The sequence below is a fragment of the Oleiphilus sp. HI0123 genome, assembly GCF_001635315.1.
Genome location: NZ_LWGE01000995.1, coordinates 1 through 214, shown reverse-complemented (window position 1 = coordinate 214; position 214 = coordinate 1). Strand labels below are relative to the sequence as shown.

Here is a 214-nt window from a genome sequence, read left to right as displayed (position 1 = left end):
GTTCAATTTTCTCAGCTACTTTAGCGATCAAATTTTGTGTATCAGGATGAAGCTCTTGTGTCTCGTTATGAACAAACAAAGTAATCGGAACACCCCAAGTACGCTGGCGAGAGATACACCAATCAGGGCTTTGCTCCAACATTGCTTCGATACGATTCTGACCCCATTCAGGTACCCACTGAACACCTTTCACCGCTTCCAATGCAGCTTCTTT

At 44.4% G+C, this 214-nt stretch carries 1 protein-coding gene; it reads right to left on the bottom strand.

The features are described from left to right. Positions 1-214, bottom strand: a 214-nt coding sequence (locus tag A3761_RS08565) for a class I tRNA ligase family protein (protein ID WP_156491756.1), incomplete at both ends; no start/stop codon positions are given.